Genomic DNA, 17826 nt, shown 5'->3' with positions numbered 1-17826 from the left:
AGGGTCAGACGTTGAAGCCCAGCGCGCGCAGCTGGTCGCGGCCCTCGTCGGTGATCTTGTCGGGACCCCACGGCGGCATCCAGACCCAGTTGATCTTCAGGTCGTTGACGATGCCGTCGGTGGCCGACTTCGCCTGGTCCTCGATGACGTCGGTCAGCGGACAGGCCGCCGACGTGAGCGTCATGTCGAGAGTCGCGACGTTGCTGTCGTCGATGTGGATGCCGTAGATCAGGCCGAGGTTGACGACGTCGATGCCCAGTTCGGGGTCGACGACGTCGTAGAGGGCCTCACGGATCTCCTCCTCGCTCGCCGGCTTCGTCGTCGTCACTTCTGCGTTCTCGCTCATGCGGACTCCCTGACCGCGCCATCGCCCAGAGCCCGGGCGGTGGCGTCCTTCCACGCCATCCAGCTCAGCAACGCGCACTTGACGCGTGCCGGGTACTTGGAGACTCCGGCGAACGCGACCGCGTCCTCCAGCACGTCCTCCATCGCGTCGTCGGGCTCCAGCTTGCCCTTGGACTGCATCAGCTCCAGGAAGACCTCCTGGACCTTCACGGCCTCGTCGACCTGGCGGCCGACGAGCAGTTCGTTGAGCACGGAGGCGCTGGCCTGGCTGATGGAACAGCCCTGGCCCTCGTAGCTGATGTCCTGGATGGACGTGCCGTCGAGCTTGACGCGCAGCGTGATCTCGTCGCCGCACGTCGGGTTCACGTGGTGCACCTCGACGTCGCCGTCGCGCAGGCCGCGGCCGTGCGGGTTCTTGTAGTGGTCCAGGATGACTTCCTGGTACATCGAATCCAGCTTCACAGGCTTCGCCGTCCGTCCCTCAGCCGAAGAAGTTCCGTACGTGCTCCAGGCCCTCGACCAAGGCGTCGACCTCGGCCGGGGTGGAGTACAGATAGAACGACGCTCGCGTGGTCGCGGGAATTCCGTACCGCAGGCAGACCGGCCGCGCGCAGTGGTGGCCGACCCGCACGGCGATGCCCTGCTCGTCGAGGACCTGGCCCACGTCGTGCGGGTGGATGTCGCCCAGGGTGAAGGAGATCGCGGAGCCGCGGCCCTCCGGGGTGTCCGGGCCGATGATCCTCAGTCCGGGCACCTCCTTGAGCCGCTTCAGCGCGTACTCGGTGATCGCGTGCTCGTGCGCGGCGATCCGGTCCATGCCGATGGCGCTGAGGTAGTCCACCGCCGCGCCGAGGCCGACGGCCTGGGCGATCGGGGGCGTGCCCGCCTCGAACTTGTGCGGCGCGGGCGCGTAGGTCGACTCGTGCATCGAGACGGTCTCGATCATCTCGCCGCCGCCCAGGAACGGCGGGAGGTCCTCCAGCAGCTCCTGGCGGCCCCACAGCACGCCGATACCGGTCGGGCCGAGCATCTTGTGGCCGGTGAAGGCCACGAAGTCGGCCTGCAGCGCCTGCACGTCCAGCACCATGTGCGGCGCGGCCTGCGAGGCGTCGATCAGCACCAGGGCGCCGACCTCCTGCGCGCGGCGCACGAGGGCCTCGACCGGGTTGACCGTGCCCAGGATGTTGGAGACCAGCGTGAAGGAGACGATCTTGGTCTTCTCCGTGATGACCTGCTCGATGTCGCTCAGGTCGAGCCGGCCGTCGTCGGTCAGGCCGAACCACTTCAGCTTCGCGCCGGTGCGCTGCGAGAGCAGCTGCCACGGCACGATGTTGGAGTGGTGCTCCATCTCCGTGATGACGATCTCGGTGTCGGCGTCCACCCGGTAGGGCTCGTCGGCCCAGCCCAGCATGTTGGCGACCAGGTTCAGCGACTCCGAAGCGTTCTTGGTGAATATCACCTCGTCACGGCTCGGGGCGTTGATGAAGGCCGCGATCTTGTCGCGGGCGCCCTCGTACAGCGCCGTGGCCTCCTCGGCGAGCGTGTGCACACCGCGGTGGACGTTGGCGTTGTAGCGCTCGTAGTACTCGCTGAGGGCGTCGAGGACCTGGCGCGGCTTCTGCGAGGTCGCGGCGTTGTCCAGGTAGACGAGCCTCTTCCCGTCGTGGACCAGGCGGTCCAGCACCGGGAAGTCCTTGCGGATCGCCTCGGCGTCCAGCAGGCCCGGCAGCTGCGGTGTCACTCGGACGCGCCTCCCTTCACGTAGGCCTCGTAGCCCTCGGCCTCCAGCTTGTCCGCGAGCTCGGGACCGCCGGACTCGGCGATCCGGCCCGCGGCGAAGACGTGGACGTGGTCGGGCTTGATGTAGCGGAGGATGCGCGTGTAGTGGGTGATCAGCAGGGTGCCGACCTCACCGTTCTCGCGCACCCGGTTGACGCCCTCGGAGACGATGCGCAGCGCGTCGACGTCCAGGCCGGAGTCCGTCTCGTCGAGGATCGCGATCTTCGGCTTGAGCAGCTCGAGCTGGAGGATCTCGTGGCGCTTCTTCTCACCGCCGGAGAAGCCCTCGTTGACGTTGCGCTCGGCGAAGGAGGGGTCCATGTGCAGGCGCTCCATGGCCTCCTTGACCTCCTTCACCCAGGTGCGCAGCTTCGGGGCCTCGCCGCGGATGGCGGTGGCCGAGGTGCGCAGGAAGTTGGAGACCGAGACGCCGGGCACCTCGACGGGGTACTGCATGGCCAGGAAGACGCCCGCCCGGGCCCGCTCGTCGACGGACATGGCGAGCACGTCCTCGCCGTCCAGGGTCACGGTGCCACCGGTGATGGTGTACTTCGGGTGCCCGGCCAGCGAGTAGGCCAGGGTCGACTTGCCGGAACCGTTCGGACCCATGATGGCGTGGGTCTCGCCCTGCTTCACGGTCAGGTCGACACCGCGGAGGATCTCCCGCGGACCGTTCTCGGCCTCGACGGAGACGTGCAGGTCGTGGATCTCAAGCGTTGCCATGGGTGTCTCAGGACTCCTGGGTGACGGAGACGAGCACATCGTCCCCTTGGATCTGAACGGGGTACACGGGGACGGGCCGCGTCGCGGGCAGCCCGGACGGCTTGCCGGTCCTCAGGTCGAAGGAGGAGCCGTGCAGCCAGCACTCGATCTGGCAGTCCTCCACCTCGCCCTCGGACAGCGAGACGTTCGCGTGCGAGCAGATGTCGTTGATCGCGAACACCTCGCCCTCGGTGAGCACGACCGACACCGGCACGCCGCCGAGCTCGACACGCTTCGGCGTGTCCTCCTCGAGCTCGCTCAGCGCGCAGGCGCGGACGAAGCCTTCGGCAGTGGTCATACGACGGACGCCTCCAGCTCCGCGTCGATCTTCTCCAGCAGGCGCTCCTGCAGGTCCGCGACACCGATCTGCTGGATCAGCTCGGCGAAGAAGCCGCGCACGACCAGCCGGCGGGCCTCGTCGGCCGGGATGCCGCGGGCCATCAGGTAGAACAGCTGCTCGTCCTCGAAGCGGCCGGTCGCCGAGGCGTGGCCGGCGCCGACGATATCGCCGGTCTCGATCTCCAGGTTGGGCACCGAGTCGACCCGGGCGCCGTCGGTGAGCACCAGGTTGCGGTTGAGCTCGTAGGTGTCGGTGCCCTCGGCCTCGGCACGGATGAGCACGTCGCCGATCCACACCGCGTGCGCGTCCCGGCCCTGCAGCGCACCCTTGTAGGCCACGTTCGACCGGCAGTGCGGGGTGTCGTGGTCGATGAAGAGGCGGTGCTCCTGGTGCTGGCCCTCGTCGGTGAAGTACAGCCCGTACAGCTCGGCCTCGCCGCCCGGGGCGCCGTAGACGACCCGCGGGTGCAGCCGCACCACGTCGCCGCCGAAGGTGACGACGACGGACTTGAAGGTCGCGTCGCGGCCGACCAGCGCGGTGTGCTGGGCGGCGTGCACGGCGGTGTCGTCCCAGTCCTGGATGGAGACGACGGTCAGCTTGGCACCGTCGCCGACCAGGTACTCGACGTTGGCGGCGACGGTCGCGTCGCCGGTGTGGTCGATCACCACGACCGCCTCGGCGAAGGCGCCGACCTCGACGACCTGGTGGCCGAAGGCCACGCCGCCCTGGCCCTGCACGGAGATCCGCACCGGCTCGGAGAGCACCGCGTCCTTGGGGATCGAGACGACGCCGGCCTTCTCGAAGGAGCTGTACGCCTGGGCGGCGACCCGGTCCACCGGCTTGCCCGCCCTGCCGACCCGGGCGTCGTCCCGGCCGACGGTCTCGACGGTGACGCCCGCGGGGGCACTCACCTCGACCTTGACGCCGCCACCGGTGGCGACGGCGGTGCCGTCGTGCAGGCCGCGCAGCCGCTCCAGCGGGGTGAAGCGCCACTCCTCCTCGCGGCCTTGGGGCACGGGGAAGTCGGCCACGTCGTACGACGCGGGCGCGCTGACCCGGGCGTCCCGGGGCTGGCCGACCTGGATGGCGCCTTCGGTGGTGGCACCGGCGGCCGGGATGGTTTCAGCCATGGCTGGTTTACTGCCTCTTTCTGCCTATTTGTGCTCGCTCGCCTCCGGGCGCTCTGATCCGCTTCCGACGTTCCTCGACACTGCGCTCGTTCCTCGCTTGGTCTCGTCGCTTTCGGAAGCGGCGCGCCCTTCGGCTCGCTCACGGCCCTGCAGGGGCATCGGTTCGTGGTGGACGGAACAGCCGGGCGTCAGCCGACCGCGCCCTCCATCTGCAGCTCGATCAGCCGGTTGAGCTCCAGCGCGTACTCCATGGGCAGCTCGCGCGCGATGGGCTCCACGAAGCCGCGGACGATGGTGGCCATCGCCTCGGTCTCCTCCAGGCCGCGGCTCATCAGGTAGAAGAGCTGGTCCTCGCTGACCTTGGAGACGGTCGCCTCGTGGCCCATGGACACGTCGTCCTCGCGGACGTCCACGTAGGGGTAGGTGTCCGAGCGGGAGATGGTGTCCACCAGCAGCGCGTCGCACAGCACGTTGGACTTGGAGCCGTGGGCACCCTCGCCGATCTCGATCAGACCGCGGTAGGAGGTGCGGCCACCGCCGCGGGCCACCGACTTGGAGACGATCGAGGAGGAGGTGTTCGGCGCCATGTGCACCATCTTGGCGCCGGCGTCCTGGTGCTGGCCCTCGCCCGCGAAGGCGATCGACAGGGTCTCGCCCTTGGCGTGCTCGCCCATCAGGTAGACGGCCGGGTACTTCATGGTCACCTTGGAGCCGATGTTGCCGTCGACCCACTCCATGGTCGCGCCCTCGTACGCCACGGCGCGCTTGGTGACCAGGTTGTACACGTTGTTCGACCAGTTCTGGATCGTCGTGTAGCGGCAGCGGCCGCCCTTCTTCACGATGATCTCGACCACGGCGCTGTGCAGCGAGTCCGACTTGTAGATCGGCGCGGTGCAGCCCTCGACGTAGTGGACGTAGGCGTCCTCGTCGACGATGATCAGCGTCCGCTCGAACTGGCCCATGTTCTCGGTGTTGATCCGGAAGTAGGCCTGCAGCGGGATCTCGACGTGCACGCCCTTCGGCACGTAGATGAAGGAACCGCCGGACCACACCGCGGTGTTCAGCGAGGCGAACTTGTTGTCACCCGCGGGGATCACGGTGCCGAAGTACTCCTGGAACAGCTCCGGGTGCTCCTTGAGCGCGGTGTCGGTGTCCAGGAAGATGACGCCCTGCTCCTCCAGGTCCTCGCGGATCTGGTGGTAGACGACCTCGGACTCGTACTGCGCCGCCACGCCCGCGACCAGCCGCTGCTTCTCCGCCTCGGGGATGCCCAGCTTGTCGTAGGTGTTCTTGATGTCCTCGGGCAGGTCCTCCCAGGACTCCGCCTGCTTCTCCGTGGACCGCACGAAGTACTTGATGTTGTCGAAGTCGATGCCGGACAGGTCCGAGCCCCAGGTGGGCATGGGCTTCTTCCCGAAGAGCTTCAGGCCCTTGAGACGCAGCTTGAGCATCCACTCGGGCTCGTTCTTCTTCGCGGAGATGTCGCGGACGACGTCCTCGTTCAGGCCACGACGGGCGGCGGCACCGGCCACGTCCGAGTCGGCCCAGCCGTACTCGTAGTTGCCCAGACCCTCGAGTTCAGGGTGAGCCGTCTCCAGGGGGGCAGTCATGCGGGGTTCCTCCCGGCGTTGCTTGCGGTGTTGTTCGGTGCGGTGGTTCCGGCCGGCGGCGCGGTCTTCGGCACGAAGGTGGTGCAGACACCGTCTCCGTGGGCGATGGTCGCCAGCCGTTGTACATGGGTGCCGAGCAGGCGGGAGAAGACCTCTGCCTCCGCCTCGCACAGCTGCGGGAACTGCTCGGCGATGTGGGCCACCGGGCAGTGGTGCTGGCAGAGCTGCTCGCCGGCGGAGGCGGGCGCGCCACGCGTCGTGGCAGCGTACCCGTCCTGGCTGAGCGCCTTGGCCAGCGCCTGTGTGCGTTCCTCGGGGCCGGCCGCCTCGACGACCGCGCGGTAGCGTTCGGCCTGCGCGGCGACCCGGGCGCGGGCGAAGGCGGATACCGCGGCTTCACCCTGCTGCCCGCCTCCGGCGGACTCGGCGATCCAGCGCAGGGCGTCGGCGGCGAGCTGGTCGTAGGCCTGGTCGAAGGCGTCGCGACCGCAGTCGGTCAGCGCGAACACCTTGGCGGGGCGGCCGCGGCCGCGGTTCCCGTAAACCCGCTTCTCGCGCGGCTCGACCATGCCCTCGGCGACGAGCGCGTCCAGGTGACGGCGTACCGCCGCCTGCGTCAGCCCGAGCCGTTCCGCCAGGTCGGCGGCGGTCGACGGCCCGTGGACCAGGACGGACCGGGCGACCCGGTTGCGGGTGCTCCGCTCCCCGGTCGTCTGCTCCTCCTGAGCCTCGGACGCGTTTTTCACAAGACCAGTGTTGCGTAATTCATCTCGCAGAGGCAAGCGGCGGTCCTCCAGGCGAATGTCTGCTGCGTCACTTAGGGAAACCTAACCTGACCTGCGGAAACGATCTTCCCCGCCGCCCGGACCCGGCCGCCGCGCACCCCCCGCCACCGGCGGCGACGGCACCACGCGCCGCCCTCCCGGCGGGGCGGCCCCCGCGGGTTCGTAGACTTCCCGTCATGCGAATGGACCCCGCGGTCGAGGTGACGGGACTGGTCAAGCGTTACGGCGCCAAGACCGCGGTGGACGGGCTCGACCTGACCGTCGCCCGGGGCACCGTGGCCGCCGTGCTCGGACCCAACGGAGCCGGGAAGACCACCACGGTCGAGACCTGCGAGGGCTACCGCCGTCCCGACGGCGGCCAGGTGCGGGTGCTGGGACTCGACCCCGTACGGGATACGGCCGCCCTGCGGCCCCGGATCGGCGTGATGCTGCAGTCCGGCGGGGTGTACGCCGGCGCCCGCGCCGAGGAGATGCTGCGCCACACCGCCAAGCTGCACGCCGACCCCCTCGACCCGGCCCTGCTGATCGAGCGTCTCGGCCTGGAGTCCTGCGGCCGCACCCCGTACCGGCGGCTCTCCGGCGGCCAGCAGCAGCGCCTCGCGCTCGCCATGGCCGTCGTGGGCCGCCCGGAGCTGGTGTTCCTGGACGAGCCGACGGCCGGACTGGACCCGCAGGCCCGCCGCGGCACCTGGGACCTGGTCCGCGAGCTGCGCGCCGACGGCGTCACCGTCGTCCTGACCACGCACTTCATGGACGAGGCCGAACAGCTCGCGGACGACGTCGCGATCATCGACAAGGGCCGGGTGATAGCGAGCGGCACCCCCGAGGAACTGTGCCGCGGCGGCGCCGAGAACACCCTGCGCTTCTCCGGCCGCCCGGGCCTGGACCTGGCCTCGCTGCTCAAGGCGCTGCCCGCCGACTCCGCCGCGGTGGAGCTCACGCCGGGCAGCTACCGGATCGAGGGCAAGGTCGATCCGCAGATGCTGGCCACCGTCACCTCCTGGTGCGCCCAGCACGGCGTGATGCCGGACCGCCTCGCGGTCGAACGGCGCACCCTGGAGGACGTCTTTCTGGAGCTCACCGGCAAGGAGCTGCGTTCGTGACCGCCACCGGCACCTTCACCCCGGCCCCCGGGGCGGCCCCGCTGCCCCGGATGATCGGCGCCCAGACCGCGCTGGAGACCCGGATGCTGCTGCGCAACGGCGAGCAGCTGCTGCTGACCGTCGTGATCCCCACGCTGCTGCTGGTCCTGTTCAGCGCCGTCGACATCGTCGACACCGGCGCCGGCAAGGCCGTGGACTTCCTCGCCCCCGGCATCCTCGCCCTGGCCGTGATGTCCACCGCGTTCACCGGCCAGGCCATCGCCACCGGCTTCGAGCGGCGCTACGGCGTGCTGAAGCGGCTCGGCGCGTCCCCGCTGCCGCGCTGGGCCCTGATGACCGCCAAGACCGGCTCCGTGCTGGTCACCGAGGTCCTGCAGGTCGTGCTGCTGACCGTGATCGCGTTCGCCCTGGGCTGGTCGCCGCACGGCAACCCGTTCGCGGTGGTCCTGCTGCTCGCCCTGGGCACGGCGGCCTTCTCCGGCCTGGGGCTGCTGATGGCCGGCACGCTGCGCGCCGAGGCCACGCTCGCCGCCGCGAACCTGGTCTTCCTGCTGCTGCTCGTGGGCGGCGGGGTGATCGTGCCGCTCGACAGGTTCCCGGGCGGGGTGCGCTCGGTGCTGGAGCTGCTGCCGATCTCCGCCCTGTCGGACGGCCTGCGGGACGTCCTGCAGCACGGCGCGGGCATGCCGTGGGGCGACCTCGGCGTCCTCGCCGTCTGGGCGGTGCTGGGCCTCGGCGCGGCGGCCCGCTGGTTCAGGTGGGAATGACGCAGTCCACGAAGCGGGCGAAGCCGGTTCCCTGGCCCTCGTCGAGCGCCAGGAAGCCGCTCTCCGGAGCGTGGCTGGCCAGCAGGCACATGTCGTAGCGCACGGTGGTGGGCAGTTCGGCGGAACCGTCGGTGCGGTAGCGGTGGGCGCCGGTGAGCTGGCAGGAGTCGTAGCGCACGAGCGGGCCGCGCGGGCCCAGCGTGTAGCGGTGGGCCCGCAGTTGCGGGGCGAAGGACTTGAACGCGTTGGCCGTGTCGTCGCAGTCGTTGAAGTGGACGGTGCCGCCGCCCCATTCGCAGTCGATCACGACGGTGTCGGCGTTGCGCAGCTCGAAGCGTATGTCCTCGGCGTGGAAGCGCTGCACCGAACTGAAGTGCTGCTTGCGGGGGAAGCGGAAGAACGCGCTCTCGTAGCCGTAGTCGGGGTGGGGCGCCGGGCGGCGCCCGGTGACGATGTAGCTCCCGGCGCGGCAGGTCACCGAGCCGCCGTAGGGGAACTCCAGGAAGTTGCCCCACTCATAGGTGACGTTCATGTCGGTGAACCAGTAGTTGAGGAACTGGTCCTGCTGTTCGGGGTTCTCCGAGCGCTTGGACAGGCCGGAGTAGAGGAAGGCCCTGCGGTAGGCGCCGCCCACCCGGCAGGCCTCCCAGCGCATCTCGGAGTTGGTGTTGGTGCCGTCGAGGGCGAGGCCGTACTCCCACTCCCCCATCCACTCGCAGTCGAGGAAGCGGTAGTTCGCCGCGCCGCCGGTGGAGTAGGAGGAGAAGAAGGAGGCGCCGGGGGTGCCGGAGGTGAAGCGCAGGCCCTCGAAGGCGAGGTTCTGCCACATGTCGTCGTTGCGGCAGAGGAAGGCGCCGGCGGGCTCGCGGGGCGCGAAGACGATCTCGCTGATGCGCAGGCCCGCCCCGCGGAAGCGCAGCCCGTTGGCCGCGTTGGACGGGTCGTCGCCGTCGAGCAGCGCGCCGGGCTCGGTGATCAGGTACCTGCCGGGCGGGACGTCGATCACCGTGCGGCCGGTGTGGTCGTCGAGCCGTGACTCTGCGTAGCGGTAGGCGTCGGCGAAGGCCTTGCTGTCGTCGGTGGTGCCGTCGCCCTTGGCGCCGAAGTCGGCCACGACGTCGACCACGCCGGGGTGCGTGGCGCTCCTGGGCTGCCGCACGGCCTCGGCGGCAGGTGTGTCGGCGGCGGAGTACGCGGCCGCGCCGATCCCCGTGAGCGCCGCCGCGGCGCCGCCGTACAACAGTTTCCGCCGGTCGACCTCGGACATGGCCCCCATCCCCTCCCCCGGGTGTCCCCCTCGTGAAGGATTGCACAAGGAGGCGCCTACGATGGTGGCCGTGCCGAATCTCAGCCAAGCAGGCCAAGCGTCGCGAAACCCCCTGGCCTTCATCGCCCAGCGCTGGACCCCGTCCCCGGAGACGGTCCGGCGGGCCGCGCTGGCCGCGCTCGTGATGAGCGTCGTCATCGTGGTGACCGGCGGTGCCGTCCGGCTGACCGGTTCGGGCCTCGGCTGCCCGACCTGGCCCAAGTGCACCGACGACAGCCTGACCGCGACCCGGGCGATGGGCGTGCACGGGGTGATCGAGTTCGCCAACCGCATGCTGACGTACGTGCTGTGCGCGGCCGTGGGCTGGGCGATCATCGCCGCGCGGGCCGTGAAGCCGTGGCGGCGCGGGCTCACCCGGCTCGGCTGGGCCCAGTTCTGGGTCGTCATGGGCAACGCCGTGCTCGGCGGCTTCACCGTCCTGACCGGCCTCAACCCGTACACCGTCGCCGCGCACTTCCTGCTCTCCAGCGCGCTGATCGCCGTGGCGCTGCTGATGTGGCAGCGGACCGGCGAGGGCGACGCCGGTGCGCGCCCCCTGGTCGGCAAGCCGGTCAGGCAACTGGCGTGGGTGCTGGTCGCCGCCTCCGGGGCGCTGATCGCGGTCGGCACGCTCGTGACCGGAGCCGGGCCGCACGCCGGCGACAGCAGCGACGTGCCGCGCGTGCCGGTGAAGTGGGAGACCATCTCGCAGCTCCACGCCGACCTGGCGTGGGTGGTGTGCGGACTGACGATCGCGCTGTGGTTCGTGCTGCGCGCCGTCGACGCGCCCGCGGGGCCGCGGGCCCGGGTGCGCGACCTGCTGGTCGTGCTGCTGGCGCAGGGCGTCATCGGCTACGTCCAGTACTTCACGAAGCTGCCCGAGGTCCTGGTGGCCCTCCACATGCTCGGCTCGACGCTGGTGTGGATCGCGGTGCTGCGGGTGCTGCTGTCGATGCGCGAGCGGCCGGAGGCGGAGCCCGGCGAGGAACAGCTCGCGCTGCCCGTCCCGTCCTCGGCCCCGGAGCCTGCGCCGGCTGCGTAGCGGCCTGCCCGGTGGCGTCGGGCCGGTGGGGGCCGCGCCGGTTGCTCGGCTGTCGCGCCGTCTCGCGCCCTTCGGGCGCAAAGATGCCGGCTGCGGCAGGGAGGGTGTCGGTCCGGGGTCGGTCGGCAGTCTGCGGCCCGGTGGGCGGCCGGGGTTCAGGCGCCGGAGCGGGGTGCCTCTCCCTCGGCGGAGGTCTCGTTGCCGTCCGCCGGTGCAGATGGCCGGTGACCACGCCCAGCCTCCGTGGGTGGCGCCTGCCGTAACCCGCGTCTGCGGGTGCTTCCCGATCCGACATCGGGCGCGCCCACCACCGGCAGTAGGCGTGGCAACCGGCCATCTATACCCGCGGACGGCAACGAGACCCAGGCCACCGGAAAGGCAACCCGCTCCGGCGCCTGAACCCCAGCCCGGTATCCACCCGCACGCTGCCGACCTGCCCCGGCCGCCCACCCTCCCTGCCGCAGCCGGGATCTTTGCGCCCGAAGGGCGCGAGACGGCGGGGCAGACGACGTCACCCCACCGCCCCCACGCCCGCTCAGGGGAGCCCGTACACCCGTCGCGCGTTGTCCGCCGCCACCATGGCCGCGACGCGCCGGGCGTCCGCCGCCGACCAGGCACCGTCCGCGACCCAGCCGCCCAGCACCTCGCGCACCGCGCCGCGGAAGGCCTCGGCACCGGTGACGTACAGCTCGGGCAGCCCGTAGGCGTCCGTCGAGAACAGCAGCTTCCCGAACGGCGCCAGCTCCAGGAACTCCGCCAGGACCGCCCCCGCCCGCGCCCCCACATGGGTGAGGGCGAGGCCGACGTCCGCGTACACGTGCGCGAAGACGTTCGCCAGGTAGGCGGCCTGACGGTGGTACGGGTAGCAGTGCAGCAGCACCAGATCGGTCCCGGTCCCCGCCGTCGCCCGGGCGAAGTCCGTCAGCAGCGCCGGGTCGGCGTGGTCGAGCCGCAGGTCCGGGTCGCCGAAGCCGGTGTGCAGTTGCAGCGGCAGCCCGGTCGTGACGGCCGTCCACAGCAGGTGCCGCAGCAGTACGGGGTCGCCGAGCCGGTCGCGGCCTGCTTGGCGCGCCTCCAGCCACGCCCCCGCCGCGTGCCGGACCTCGCCGGGCGCGGGCGGCTCCGGGGCGAGGCCCAGGCCGTGGCGGTAGGCGGCGATCGACTTGAAGCCGGCTGCGGTGCGCGCGGCGGTGTGGACGGCCCCGGCGATGCCCTCGACCAGTTCTCCGGCCGAGTCGCAGGCCCCGGCGACGTCCTCGGCGAGCCGCTCCAGCCGGACGATCTCCCGCTGCGCTCCCCCGCCGGCCGCGGCGAGTTCCGCGGGCGTCGTGAGGTCCCCGGGCAGTCCGGTGTCGACGACGTACGTACCGATGCCGCTGCCCCGCAGCAGCCGGCGCGTGCTCTCGTACGTCCCGAGCTCGCGGCGCCGCGCGAGGTAGCCCGCGGGCGGGCAGTGCGGCTCCAGACCGAGCAGCGGCGGGCACCAGCGGCGGACGGCGAAGCCGGTCTGGGTGTCGAAGAAGCTGGTGCCGGGCGCGGCGGGCGTGTCGGACTCGGTGAGATACGTCTCGAAGGCCGCGATGCCGAGCTCCCCGCGGACGACGCCGTGGCAGTGGTGGTCGACCAGCGGCGGAAGCTCGATCACCAGCGCCACCGGGTGGCCTCCGCGAGCTCGGCGGGACCGTACTCGGCCAGGGCCTCGGACTCGGCGCGCCGCACCGCGACCACCGCGCCGAACAGCGCCTCGCCCAGGGCCTCCTTCAGCGCGGTGCTGCGCACCAGGTGCGACAGGGCCTCGCCGAGCGAGGTCGGCAGCCGCTTCTGCTCGCCGCGCCCGGCCGGGTCGCCGCTGACCGGAGGCGGCAGCGTCCCCCCGCCGTCGCGCAGGCCGGCCAGGCCCGCCGCGATGACGGAGCCGACCAGCAGGTAGGGGTTGGCGGCGGCGTCGAAGGGCTTGAGCTCGGCGTGGCCGCCGTCGGGGTCGTCGGCCTCGCCCGGCACCAGGCGCAGCGCCGCCTCCCGGTTCTCCACGCCCCAGCAGCGGTGCGCCCCGGCCCAGCGGGAGGGGACGAGCCGCAGGTAGCTGGCCGGGGAGGGGGCGCCGATGGCGCACAGGGCGGGCAGGGCGTCGAGCACGCCGGCCAGGAAGGTGTTCGCCGTGGGTGCCAGGCCGTACGGGGCGGTGGGGTCGCGGTGCAGGTTGTGTCCGTGTTCGCTCAGGCTCAGGTGCAGGTGGCAGCCGTTTCCGACCTGCCCGGCGACGACGGCCGGGGCGAAGGAGGCGCGCAGGCCGTGGGCGGCGCTGACCGCCCGTACGGTCTCGCGGACGAGGACGACCTCGTCCGCGGCGCGGACCGGTTCGGCGGGCGCGGTGGAGACCTCGAACTGGCCGGGCGCGTACTCGGGGTGCACCTGGAGGACCTCGACGCGCTGGGTGGCGAGGGCGTCGTGGAGGTCGAGCAGGTAGTCCGAGAGTTCGGTCACCCGGGTCATCCCGTAGGCCGGTCCGCGGGAGGCCCAGTCGCCGCTGCCGTCGTCCTTGACCACGACCCACTCGGTCTCGAAGCCCATCCGCAGCTCCAGGCCGCGGCCCGCGGCGCGCTCCGTCATGCGCCGGGCGAACAGCCGCTGGCAGCCGGGGTGCGGACGGCCGTCCTGGTCGTAGCGGTCGGCCGGGGCCCAGGCCCAGCCGGGCCGGGCGGCCAGCACGGTCAGGCGGTCCAGGTCGGGGAAGAGCCGCAGGTCGCCGTCGGGACCGCCGATGAGCGGGGAGGAGGTGATGGAGTCGTCGGAGGTGAAGACGTCGAAGACCGGCGACATGCCCACCCCGCGGTGCGCGGCCTGCGGCAGCCGGGCGGTCGGCACCGTCTTGGCCCTGCTGATGCCCGCGTTGTCGACCCAGCTGACGGCGACGGCGCGCACGCCCTCCGCGGACAGCCGCGCCGCTTCCCGGCGGGCCGTCAGCCGCCGCTCGTCGCGTTCCTCGGTGTCCACCGACGCCTCCTCGTCCCACCCGTCAACAGGACCACTCCTCCCATGGTCCTCACAGGCGGGCCCGGCGTCAGGTGTTGGCGGGGCCGCCGATCTGGATCCCGGCCATCCGCGACCACTCGTAGCGGCCGGTGCGCACCTTGGCCGCGAGTTCGCCGTCGAAGGACTCGTGCACGGTGATGCCGGAGCGTTCGACGGCGCTGCGGGCGATGTCGTAGGTGGGGGCCACCAGGTCGCCCCACTCGCCGTTCTCGCCGACGAGCACGATGCGGGTACCGGCCTCGCCGATGTACGCGATCTGGCCCTCGGCGCCGCCGCCGTGGCTCTTGGCGAACGCGGTGATCTGCTTCGCCAGGCGGGCGGCGCGGCGCTCCGCGCGGGCCGCGGCCCGGCGGTCCGCGGCCTGGGTGACTGCTTCCTGGGTCTCTGCCATGGACAGAATGCTACCCGCGGGTAATCAGCGCAGGAAGGGGTCCACGGCGACGGCGACGAACAGCAGCGTCGCGTAGGTGATGGACCAGTGGAAGAGCCGCATCTCCTTGAGCTTGGCTCCGACCACACCGGCCTTCGCCCGTGCGTACAGGGCGTGCGCCTCGACCAGCCAGAAGGCGCCCAGCAGCACGGCGGCGGCCGCGTAGAACCAGCCCGCCGCGCCGAGCGGCCACCACAGGGTGAGCGAGACCAGCACCATCACCCAGCTGTAGATGACGATCTGCCGGCCCACCACGACGTTGCCCGCGACGACCGGGAGCATGGGCACGCCCACGCGCGCGTAGTCGTCCTTCACCTTCATCGACAGCGGCCAGTAGTGCGGCGGCGTCCAGAAGAAGAGGACGAGGAAGAGGACGAACGGCGCCCACGCCACCTCGTTGCGCACCGCCGACCAGCCGATGAGCACCTGCATGCAGCCGGCGATGCCGCCCCACACGATGTTCTGGGCGGTACGGCGCTTGAGGCCGAGGGTGTAGACGAAGACGTAGTAGAGGATGGCGGCCAGGGACAGCGCCGCCGACAGCGGGTTGACGAGCACCCAGAACCACGCGGTGGAAACCACCGAAAGCGTGATGCCGAAGACCAGGCACTCCCACGGCGCGACCATGCCGGTGACCAGCGGGCGCTGCTCCGTGCGGTGCATCAGCGCGTCGATGTCGCGGTCGATGTACATGTTGAGGGCGTTCGCGCCGCCGGCCGACATGTAGCCGCCGATCATCGTCACCGCGACCAGCCAGAGGTCGGGGACGCCGCCCGCCGCCAGGAACATCACCGGAACCGTCGTGATGAGCAGCAGCTCGATGATGCGCGGCTTGGTCAGCGCCACGAACGCCATCACACGGGCACCGAACGGCCGGTGGCGGTGGCTCGACCCGATGGCTCCGGCGGGCCGGGATTCGACGGCCGTCACGAACACCCCTGACGAAAAGTCCAGCAAGCGGCTCCGCTTGCGCGTACCACGCCACTTTAGACGTAGCGGATACCCCGCCCGCGCTCGGGGGTGCCACGTGTTGGCCTCCATAGCGCAAGAGAGGTGCAACCTGAAGGTGTTCTGCGTTCAACAGGCGAAGAAACGCTGACCGGGGCACGCTGGTGACACCACCGGTGCCGGGGAGGGAATGCCGCTGCCCGGGGATCGGTTGCCGCACGCGTCGAGCCCACACTCGAATAGGTGCACGTACGTGCAGGGGTAGGCTCGGCAACGCCCGGTGTGCACTTCGTCACCGGCGTAATACATGTGGAGAGGAGCCCTCTCAGGTGAGCACCGAGCCGACCACCTCCGAGCTGGAGTGGAGCGAGCTGGACGGGCGCGCGGTTGACACCGCCCGGGTTCTGGCGATGGATGCCGTGCAGAAGGTCGGCAACGGCCATCCGGGGACGGCGATGAGCCTCGCCCCCGCGGCCTACCTGCTGTTCCAGAAGCTGATGCGGCACGACCCCTCGGACGCCGGGTGGACCGGTCGCGACCGCTTCGTCCTCTCGCCGGGTCACACGTCCCTGACGCTGTACACGCAGCTCTTCCTTTCGGGTTACGGCCTGGAGCTGGAGGACCTCAAGGCCTTCCGCACCTGGGGCTCGCGCACCCCGGGCCACCCCGAGCACGGTCACACGACGGGTGTGGAGACCACCACCGGCCCGCTGGGCCAGGGCATCGCCAACGCGGTGGGCATGGCGATGGCCGCCCGCTACGAGCGCGGCCTGTTCGACCCCGACGCGGCGCCGGGCGAGTCGGTCTTCGACCACACCGTCTGGGCGATCGTCTCCGACGGCGACCTGGAGGAGGGCATCTCCGCCGAGGCGTCCTCGCTGGCCGGCCACCAGAAGCTGGGCAACCTGATCGCGCTGTACGACGACAACCACATCTCGATCGAGGGCGACACCGCGACCGCCTTCTCCGAGGACGTGCTCAAGCGCTACGAGGCCTACGGCTGGCACGTGCAGCGCATCGAGCAGGAGCCGTCGGGCGACTTCGACGTCCGGGCCCTGTACGCCGCCTTCGACGAGGCCCGCGCCGTCACCGACCGCCCGTCGATCATCGCGGCCCGCACGATCATCGCCTGGCCCGCCCCGAACGCCCAGAACACCGAGGCCGCCCACGGCTCGGCGCTGGGCGACGCCGAGGTCGCGGCCACCAAGAAGGTGCTGGGCTTCGACCCGGAGCAGAGCTTCGAGGTCGCCACCGAGGTGCTGGCGCACGCGCGCAAGGTCGCCGACCGCGGCCGCGAGGCCCACGCGGAGTGGACCAAGCGGTTCGAGGAGTGGCGCTCCGCCAACCCCGAGCGTGCCCGGACCTTCGACCGCATCCACGCCGGCGAGCTCCCGGCCGGCTGGGAGGACGTCGTCCCGGAGTTCCCCGCGGGCAAGGACGTCGCCACCCGCAAGGCCTCCGGTGAGGTGCTGAAGGCGCTGGGCGGTGTGATCCCCGAGCTGTGGGGCGGCTCCGCCGACCTGGCCGGCTCGAACCTCACCACCATCGACGCCTCGTCCTCGTTCCTCCCGGCGGACAACCCGCTGCCGGAGGCGAGCCCGTACGGCCGCACCGTGCACTTCGGCATCCGCGAGCACGCCATGGGCTCGACGATGAACGGCATCGCGCTGCACGGCAACACCCGCGTCTACGGCGGCACCTTCCTGGTGTTCTCCGACTACATGCGCCCGGCCGTGCGCCTGGCCGCGCTGATGAAGCTGCCGGTGTCCTACGTGTGGACGCACGACTCCATCGGCCTCGGCGAGGACGGCCCGACCCACCAGCCGATCGAGCACCTGGCGGCGCTGCGCGCCATCCCCGGCCTGAACGTGGTCCGGCCGGCCGACGCCAACGAGACGGCGATCGCCTGGGCGGAGATCATGCGCCGCCACACCGCCAAGCCCGCGCCGCACGGCGTGGCGCTGACCCGGCAGAACGTGCCCACCTACCCGGCCGACGAGAACGCGGCCAAGGGCGGCTACGTGCTGTTCGACGCCGAGGGCGGCCAGCCGCAGGTCATCCTGATCGCCACCGGTTCCGAGGTGCAGCTGGCCGTCGAGGCCCGCGAGGCGCTGCAGGCCGACGGCATCCCGGCGCGCGTGGTCTCCATGCCGTCCGTGGAGTGGTTCGAGGAGCAGGACCAGGCGTACCGCGACAGCGTCATCCCGCCGAACGTGCGGGCGAGGGTCGCCGTCGAGGCCGGTATCGGGCTGACCTGGCACCGCTTCGTCGGCGACGCGGGCCGGATTGTGTCCCTGGAGCACTTCGGGGCAAGCGCCGATTACAAGGTCCTCTACCGCGAGTTCGGTCTGACCGCAGAGGCCGTGGCCGTCGCCGCGCGCGACTCGCTCGCCGCCGCCGCTCGCTGACGCACAGACGCATACGACGTACCGAGGAGATGCAGAAC

The 17826-nt window shown here is 71.4% G+C and carries 17 protein-coding genes; 4 read left to right on the top strand and 13 right to left on the bottom strand.

Going from position 1 to position 17826, the window contains the following annotated elements; all coding sequences use genetic code 11:
- Positions 1 to 4: 4 nt before the first annotated feature.
- The 8 genes from ACZ7MY_RS28680 to ACZ7MY_RS28645 all read right to left on the bottom strand — a co-directional run bounded on the left by ACZ7MY_RS28680 (position 5) and on the right by ACZ7MY_RS28645 (position 6712).
- Positions 5 to 346, bottom strand: coding sequence for a metal-sulfur cluster assembly factor (locus ACZ7MY_RS28680; RefSeq protein WP_018560667.1), 342 nt, complete (start codon positions 344 to 346; stop codon positions 5 to 7).
- On the bottom strand, positions 343 to 807 hold the full coding sequence (gene sufU, locus ACZ7MY_RS28675) for a Fe-S cluster assembly sulfur transfer protein SufU (RefSeq protein ID WP_499606148.1): 465 nt from the start codon (positions 805 to 807) through the stop codon (positions 343 to 345). The genes ACZ7MY_RS28680 and sufU overlap by 4 nt, the downstream gene beginning before the upstream one ends.
- A gap of 19 nt (positions 808 to 826) precedes the next feature.
- Complete coding sequence (locus ACZ7MY_RS28670; protein WP_499606147.1) at positions 827 to 2086, bottom strand: cysteine desulfurase; 1260 nt, start codon at positions 2084 to 2086, stop codon at positions 827 to 829.
- Complete coding sequence (gene sufC / locus ACZ7MY_RS28665) at positions 2083 to 2847, bottom strand: Fe-S cluster assembly ATPase SufC (RefSeq protein WP_499606146.1); 765 nt, start codon at positions 2845 to 2847, stop codon at positions 2083 to 2085. Before sufC ends, ACZ7MY_RS28670 begins: the two co-directional genes overlap by 4 nt.
- A gap of 7 nt (positions 2848 to 2854) precedes the next feature.
- Positions 2855 to 3184 carry a non-heme iron oxygenase ferredoxin subunit gene (locus ACZ7MY_RS28660; RefSeq protein WP_018560671.1) on the bottom strand — a complete coding sequence of 110 codons (330 nt, stop codon included), beginning with the start codon at positions 3182 to 3184 and terminating at the stop codon, positions 2855 to 2857.
- Positions 3181 to 4356, bottom strand: a complete 1176-nt coding sequence (gene sufD, locus ACZ7MY_RS28655; protein ID WP_499606145.1) for a Fe-S cluster assembly protein SufD — start codon at positions 4354 to 4356, stop codon at positions 3181 to 3183. The genes ACZ7MY_RS28660 and sufD overlap by 4 nt, the downstream gene beginning before the upstream one ends.
- 188 nt (positions 4357 to 4544) lie before the next feature.
- A complete protein-coding gene (gene sufB, locus ACZ7MY_RS28650; protein ID WP_499606144.1) occupies positions 4545 to 5966 on the bottom strand; it encodes a Fe-S cluster assembly protein SufB in 1422 nt (473 codons plus the stop codon).
- Positions 5963 to 6712, bottom strand: coding sequence for a helix-turn-helix transcriptional regulator (locus tag ACZ7MY_RS28645; protein ID WP_499606143.1), 750 nt, complete (start codon positions 6710 to 6712; stop codon positions 5963 to 5965). Before ACZ7MY_RS28645 ends, sufB begins: the two co-directional genes overlap by 4 nt.
- Positions 6713 to 6927: 215 nt before the next feature.
- On the opposite strand from ACZ7MY_RS28645, the gene ACZ7MY_RS28640 reads away from it, so the two are divergent.
- Both ACZ7MY_RS28640 and ACZ7MY_RS28635 read left to right on the top strand, forming a co-directional pair.
- Positions 6928 to 7854: an ABC transporter ATP-binding protein gene (locus ACZ7MY_RS28640; RefSeq protein ID WP_499606142.1), complete on the top strand. Its 927-nt coding sequence runs from the start codon at positions 6928 to 6930 to the stop codon at positions 7852 to 7854.
- A gap of 50 nt (positions 7855 to 7904) precedes the next feature.
- Positions 7905 to 8621 carry an ABC transporter permease gene (locus ACZ7MY_RS28635; protein ID WP_499606274.1) on the top strand — a complete coding sequence of 239 codons (717 nt, stop codon included), beginning with the start codon at positions 7905 to 7907 and terminating at the stop codon, positions 8619 to 8621.
- Here the strand turns inward: ACZ7MY_RS28635 and ACZ7MY_RS28630 are convergent.
- On the bottom strand, positions 8608 to 9888 hold the full coding sequence (locus ACZ7MY_RS28630) for a glycosyl hydrolase family 28-related protein (RefSeq protein ID WP_499606141.1): 1281 nt from the start codon (positions 9886 to 9888) through the stop codon (positions 8608 to 8610). The genes ACZ7MY_RS28635 and ACZ7MY_RS28630 overlap by 14 nt on opposite strands.
- 61 nt (positions 9889 to 9949) lie before the next feature.
- Between ACZ7MY_RS28630 and ACZ7MY_RS28625 the strand changes: the two genes are divergently transcribed.
- On the top strand, positions 9950 to 10969 hold the full coding sequence (locus ACZ7MY_RS28625) for a COX15/CtaA family protein (protein ID WP_499606140.1): 1020 nt from the start codon (positions 9950 to 9952) through the stop codon (positions 10967 to 10969).
- A gap of 535 nt (positions 10970 to 11504) precedes the next feature.
- On the opposite strand, the gene ACZ7MY_RS28620 is transcribed toward ACZ7MY_RS28625, so the two are convergent.
- The 4 genes from ACZ7MY_RS28620 to ACZ7MY_RS28605 form a co-directional block, all read right to left on the bottom strand.
- A complete protein-coding gene (locus ACZ7MY_RS28620; RefSeq protein WP_499606272.1) occupies positions 11505 to 12614 on the bottom strand; it encodes an amidohydrolase family protein in 1110 nt (369 codons plus the stop codon).
- Positions 12611 to 13963 (bottom strand): glutamine synthetase family protein, encoded by a 1353-nt coding sequence (locus ACZ7MY_RS28615; protein WP_499606139.1) that lies wholly within the window; start codon positions 13961 to 13963, stop codon positions 12611 to 12613. The genes ACZ7MY_RS28620 and ACZ7MY_RS28615 overlap by 4 nt, the downstream gene beginning before the upstream one ends.
- 67 nt (positions 13964 to 14030) lie before the next feature.
- A complete protein-coding gene (locus tag ACZ7MY_RS28610) occupies positions 14031 to 14393 on the bottom strand; it encodes a hypothetical protein (RefSeq protein WP_499606138.1) in 363 nt (120 codons plus the stop codon).
- A gap of 24 nt (positions 14394 to 14417) precedes the next feature.
- Positions 14418 to 15368 (bottom strand): heme o synthase, encoded by a 951-nt coding sequence (locus tag ACZ7MY_RS28605; protein ID WP_499606271.1) that lies wholly within the window; start codon positions 15366 to 15368, stop codon positions 14418 to 14420.
- A 341-nt stretch (positions 15369 to 15709) separates the two neighbouring features.
- Between ACZ7MY_RS28605 and tkt the strand changes: the two genes are divergently transcribed.
- On the top strand, positions 15710 to 17788 hold the full coding sequence (tkt, locus tag ACZ7MY_RS28600; protein WP_499606137.1) for a transketolase: 2079 nt from the start codon (positions 15710 to 15712) through the stop codon (positions 17786 to 17788).
- The last annotated feature ends 38 nt before the right edge of the window (positions 17789 to 17826 follow it).

It is taken from the genome of Streptomyces sp. NPDC111520 (assembly GCF_055635295.1).
The sequence above is the reverse complement of the archived record's forward strand: the minus strand, read 5'-3'. Positions and strand labels throughout refer to the sequence as shown.

Excerpts from the sequence above, each read along its gene's own strand:
- ACZ7MY_RS28640 (WP_499606142.1), top strand. The coding sequence starts at position 6,928 with ATGCGAATGGACCCCGCGGTCGAGGTGACGGGACTGGTCAAGCGTTAC.
- ACZ7MY_RS28625 (WP_499606140.1), top strand. The coding sequence starts at position 9,950 with ATGGTGGCCGTGCCGAATCTCAGCCAAGCAGGCCAAGCGTCGCGAAAC.
- ACZ7MY_RS28660 (WP_018560671.1), bottom strand. The coding sequence starts at position 3,184 with ATGACCACTGCCGAAGGCTTCGTCCGCGCCTGCGCGCTGAGCGAGCTC.
- ACZ7MY_RS28610 (WP_499606138.1), bottom strand. The coding sequence starts at position 14,393 with ATGGCAGAGACCCAGGAAGCAGTCACCCAGGCCGCGGACCGCCGGGCC.
- sufD (WP_499606145.1), bottom strand. The coding sequence starts at position 4,356 with ATGGCTGAAACCATCCCGGCCGCCGGTGCCACCACCGAAGGCGCCATC.
- ACZ7MY_RS28680 (WP_018560667.1), bottom strand. The coding sequence starts at position 346 with ATGAGCGAGAACGCAGAAGTGACGACGACGAAGCCGGCGAGCGAGGAG.
- sufB (WP_499606144.1), bottom strand. The coding sequence starts at position 5,966 with ATGACTGCCCCCCTGGAGACGGCTCACCCTGAACTCGAGGGTCTGGGC.
- sufC (WP_499606146.1), bottom strand. The coding sequence starts at position 2,847 with ATGGCAACGCTTGAGATCCACGACCTGCACGTCTCCGTCGAGGCCGAG.
- ACZ7MY_RS28635 (WP_499606274.1), top strand. The coding sequence starts at position 7,905 with ATGATCGGCGCCCAGACCGCGCTGGAGACCCGGATGCTGCTGCGCAAC.
- ACZ7MY_RS28630 (WP_499606141.1), bottom strand. The coding sequence starts at position 9,888 with ATGTCCGAGGTCGACCGGCGGAAACTGTTGTACGGCGGCGCCGCGGCG.